This window comes from Cupriavidus basilensis (genome assembly GCF_029335485.1).
Classification (GTDB): domain Bacteria; phylum Pseudomonadota; class Gammaproteobacteria; order Burkholderiales; family Burkholderiaceae; genus Cupriavidus; species Cupriavidus basilensis_E.
In genome coordinates, this window is record NZ_JARJLM010000119.1 from 1 (window position 1) to 4,205 (window position 4,205).

2 protein-coding genes are annotated in these 4,205 nt (G+C 69.7%); both read left to right on the forward strand.

The window, feature by feature from the left end:
- The first annotated feature begins 48 nt into the window (after positions 1-48).
- Complete coding sequence (gene cobW, locus P3W85_RS06665) at positions 49-1,128, forward strand: cobalamin biosynthesis protein CobW (protein ID WP_276264196.1); 1,080 nt, start codon at positions 49-51, stop codon at positions 1,126-1,128.
- A 33-nt stretch (positions 1,129-1,161) separates the two neighbouring features.
- The coding region (cobN, locus tag P3W85_RS06670) for a cobaltochelatase subunit CobN (protein ID WP_276264197.1) at positions 1,162-4,205 on the forward strand (3,044 nt) is incomplete at its 3' end.

Below are 4,205 nucleotides of genomic sequence, written 5' to 3' on the forward strand. Positions count from 1 at the left end.
CAACTCCGGCGGCATTCGCCGAACGCCGCTGAACCCCGATATCCGCCCATGCAGACCCGTAAAATCCCCGCCACCATCGTCACCGGCTTCCTCGGCAGCGGCAAGACCACCTTGCTGCGCCATATCCTCGAGCATGCCGGCGGCCGCCGCATCGCGGTGATCGTCAACGAGTTCGGCGAACTGGGCATCGATGGCGAGATCCTCAAGGGCTGCGGCATCGGCTGCGACGAATCCGGCGAGAGCAACGGCCGGCTCTACGAGCTCGCCAACGGTTGCCTGTGCTGTACCGTGCAGGAGGAATTCTTCCCGGTCATGGAACAATTGCTGGAGCGGCGCGGCGACATCGACCACGTGCTGATCGAGACCTCCGGCCTGGCGCTGCCCAAGCCGCTGGTGCAGGCCTTCAACTGGCCCAGCATCAAGAACGCCTTCACCGTGGATGCGGTGGTCACCGTGGTGGATGGCGCAGCCGTGGCCGCCGGCCAGTTCGCCGCCGATCCGGACGCGGTGGACGCGCAGCGCAAGGCCGATCCCAACCTCGACCACGAATCGCCGCTGCATGAACTGTTCGAAGACCAGCTCGGCGCGGCCGACCTGGTCATCCTCAACAAGACCGACCTGATCGACGCGGCGCAGCGCGCCGGGGTGGAAGCGCTGATCCGCCCGGAGATTCCGGCCGAGGTCAAGATCGTCGGGGCGCAGGGCGGCAAGCTGGATCTCGACCTGTTGCTGGGCCTGAACCGCGCGTCCGAGGACACCATCCACCTGCGCCCCGACCACCACGGCTCGGCGGATGATCCCGACCATGCCGATCACCATCATGACGAGTTCGACTCCGTCGTGGTGACGCTGGGCGAAGTGGACCGCGATCCGCTGATCAATGGCCTGCGGCAGCTGGTGGAAGACCACACCATCTATCGCATCAAGGGTTTCGCCGCGCTGCCGGGCAAGGCCATGCGCCTGGTGCTGCATGGCGTGGGACGGCGTTTCGACAGCTACTTCGACCGCCGCTGGCAGGCGGGCGAAACGCAGGCCACGCGCATCGTGCTGATCGGGCAGGACCTCGACCAGCCCACGCTACAGGCGGCCCTGCAGGCAGCGCTGGCCGGCGCGGCGCGCGCGGCCTGACGTCCTCGACCCCGCAACCGGCCCAGGCACCCGATGCACCTGCTTTCCACCCGCCCGGGCGGCTTCGTCGACGACAGCGCCGGCGTGGTGCGTATCGAACAAAGCCCGGCGCAGATCGTGGTGCTGAGCGCGGCGGACACTACGCTGTCGCTGCTGGCGGGCGTTTTCCCGCGGCTGGGGGGGGATTTCCCCTCGGTGCGGCTGGCCAACCAGATGTACCTGCGCCAGCCGGCCTCGCTCGACATGTATGTGGACGACGTGCTGCAGCATGCGCGGGTGGTGGTGGTCGATCACCTCGGCGGCGATAGCGACTGGGCCTATGGCCTGGAGCGCCTGACCGAGCTGGCGCGCGCGCGCGGCCAGTTGCTGGTGATGTTCTCGGGCGACCTGGCCGAGGATGCCAACCTGCTCGCGCGTGGCAATGCGCCGCCGGCGCTCTCCAGCAACCTGTGGCGCTACCTGCGCGAGGGCGGCGCCGACAACGCCGAGCAGTTCTTCCGCTGCCTGGCGCACCACGCTTTCGGCTGGGGCCAGCCGGCGCTGCAGCCGCGCGTGCTGCCGCAGGCCGCGCTCTATCACCCGGCCCACGGCGTGGCAACCGCCGCGGACTGGCAGCGCGAATGGGAGCAGGACCGGCGGCAGGACGGCCAGGCCGATGCGCCGGTGGTTGCGCTGGTCTTCTACCGCGCCCATCTGCAGGCCGGCAACACTGCCGTGTTCGATGCGCTGATCGCGGCGCTGCGTGCCGCAGGCCTGAACCCGCTGCCGCTGGCGGTGAACTCGCTCAAGGACACGCTGTGCCGGGAGGTCCTGCAGCATCTGTGCAGCGAGCACCGCGCGGCGCTGGTGCTGAATACCACGGCGTTCGCGGTCGCGTCGCTCGACGCGCCCGCAGCGCTGCAGCTCGCCGGCGACGCGCCGGTGCTGCAGGTGATCCTGAGCGGCGGCAACCGCGAGGACTGGCTGCGTGACAGCCAGGGCCTGGGCCCGCGCGACGTGGCCATGCATATCGCCATGCCCGAGGTGGATGGCCGCATCGTTACGCGCGCCGTCAGCTTCAAGGGCCTGGCCTATCGCTGCCCCCATACCGAGGTCGACGTGGTGCGCTACCAGCCCGACGCGGAGCGCATCGCCTTCGTCGCCGAGCTGAGCCGGCGCTGGTGCCGCCTGCGCGAGATCGGCAATGCCGACAAGCGCGTGGCGCTGGTGCTGGCCAACTATCCGGCCAATGAGGGGCGCATCGGCAACGGCGTGGGCCTGGATACGCCGGCCTCGGTGGTGGGTATTCTCGCCATGCTGCGCGCCGAGGGCTACTTCTGCGAAGGCTTGCCGGCCGACGGCGACGATCTGATGCGTGGCCTGACGCAGGGCGTGACCAACGACCTGGACCAGCTGGATGCCAGGCCGGCGCTCCAGAGCCTGCCGATGGCGGACTACCTGCGCCACCTGGCGAGCCTGCCGCAAGACAACCAGCGCGCCATTGCCGCCCGATGGGGCAGCCCCGAACAGGACCCGATGGTGCGGCAGGGCCGCTTCATGATCGCTGGCGTGCGCAGCGGCCATCTGTTCGTGGGACTGCAGCCTGCCCGCGCCTACGCGCTGCCGGGCGAAGACGGCGCCCGGAGCTATGCCAGCTACCACGATGCCGAGCTGGTGCCGCCGCACGGCTACCTGGCGTTCTACTTCTGGCTGCGCCACGCCTTCGGCGCCGATGCCATCGTCCACGTCGGCAAGCACGGCAACCTGGAATGGCTGCCCGGCAAGAGCGTGGCGCTGGCCGACAGTTGCTGGCCGGACGCCATCCTCGGCCCACTGCCGCATCTCTATCCCTTTATCGTCAACGATCCGGGCGAAGGCGCGCAGGCCAAGCGGCGGGCGCAGGCCGTCATCATCGATCACCTGATGCCGCCACTGACCCGCGCCGAAAACTATGGCCCGCTGCAGGACCTGGAGCGGCAGGTCGATGAATACTACGAAGCCCTGGCGGTGGACCCGCGCCGCGCGCGGCTGCTGCGCAAGGCCATCCTGAAGCTGATCGTGGACCAGCAGTTGCATCGCGAACTGGGGCTGGACGCCCCGGCCGACAGCGATGGGGAGGACGCGCTGCTCAACCGTACCGACGCTTACCTGTGCGAACTGAAGGAATCGCAGATCCGCGACGGCTTGCACATCTTCGGCGTGTCGCCGGAGGGACGCCAGCGGCGCGACACCCTGCTCGCGCTCGGGCGATTCCCGGTGGGCGACGGCAAGGGCGGGCAAGCCGGCTTGCTGACGGCGCTGGCCGCCGACCTCGATCTGGGCGGTGGCTTCGACCCGCTCGATGCGGATTGGGCCGCGCCCTGGGAAGGTCCGCGTCCGGCCATGCTGCAGGCGCTCGATGCCGGGCCGTGGCGCCATCACGGCGACACGCGCGAGCGGCTCGACATGCTCGCGGCGCGCTTGCTTGGCGATGACGATCCGGCCATGCCGGCGCTGCGCGAGGCGTGGCCGCAGGCCTCGGCCGTGCTGGCCCGCCTGCGCCACGACGTGATGCCGCGCCTGGACGCCTGCGGTCCGCAGGAGATGCTGCAACTCGCGCGCGGCCTGTCCGGCTGCTTCGTTCCGCCCGGCCCCAGCGGCGCGCCCTCGCGCGGCCGGCCCGATGTGCTGCCTACCGGGCGCAATTTCTATTCGGTCGATACGCGCGCGGTGCCGACCCGCACGGCGTGGACGCTGGGCCTCAAGTCGGCCAACCAATTGATCGAGCGCCATTTGCAGGAGCACGGCGAATACCCGCGATCGATCGGCTTGTCGGTGTGGGGCACCGCCACCATGCGCAGCGGCGGCGACGATATCGCGCAAGCCTTCGCCTTGCTGGGCGTGCGGCCCAAGTGGGCGCCCGGCAGCTATCGCGTGACCGATTTCGAGATCCTGCCGATGGCGATTTTCGACCGGCCGCGCGTGGACGTCACCCTGCGGGTGTCGGGCTTCTTCCGCGATGCCTTCGCCAATGTGATGCGCCTGTTCGATGCCGCCGTGCAGGCGGTAGCCGGACTGGATGAGCCGCCCGAACTCAATCCCGTGCGCGCCCGCGTGGA

Bases quoted from the DNA above. Each gene is read 5' to 3' on its own strand.
- cobW (WP_276264196.1), top strand. From the start codon at position 49: ATGCAGACCCGTAAAATCCCCGCCACCATCGTCACCGGCTTCCTCGGC.